1 protein-coding gene is annotated in these 577 nt (G+C 69.0%); it reads right to left on the bottom strand.

Translation table 11 applies throughout. The features are described from left to right. A partial coding sequence (locus ACFHW0_RS31750; protein ID WP_416613313.1) for a C39 family peptidase occupies nt 1-576 on the bottom strand: 576 nt, incomplete at its 3' end. Between the last annotated feature and the right edge of the window lies 1 nt (nt 577).

Genomic DNA, 577 nt, shown 5'->3' on the forward strand with positions numbered 1-577 from the left:
GGCGGAGTCGGCGATGGTGACGGTGTTGCCGTTGTCGCGGTAGCCGACGACGCTGATGTAGTGCCCGCCCTCGAAGGAGTGGGTGGTGCCGTCGGTGTCGGTGGCGGTGCCGGCGATGTTGGCGACGATGGCGTGGCCTTCGTCGATGGCGGTGACGATGTCGGCGCGTAGCTTGTCGGTCTGGGTGTCGTCGGCCTTGGGGTCGCGGATCTCGACGGTCTGGTAGGCGTCGGTGCCGGTCTCCTTGTTCAGGACGGGGGTGATGTCGTTGATGGAGTTGGTGCCGGCTTCGGTGGTGCCCATGCGCTGGGCCATGCCGTCGACGTCGATGTTCTTGCCCTGGACGCTGAGGGCGTTGCGGGCGGCGGCGGGGCCGCAGTAGTAGAAGTTGGGCTGGGGCTCGTAGCGCACGCCGAGTTCACGCTCGCCGTGCTTGCGGTCCTGGGTGGTGGTCGAGACGGGCTTGGTCTCGGTGGGGGCGGCGAAGGCGGTGGTGACGGGGCCGGCGATGGCGCCGCCGGTGAAGGCGAGCCCGGCAGCGGTCAGGGCGGTCTTACGCAGCATGTCGGTACGCATG

The organism is Micromonospora sp. LOL_025 (assembly GCF_048060285.1).
In the GTDB taxonomy this organism is placed as follows: domain Bacteria; phylum Actinomycetota; class Actinomycetes; order Mycobacteriales; family Micromonosporaceae; genus Micromonospora.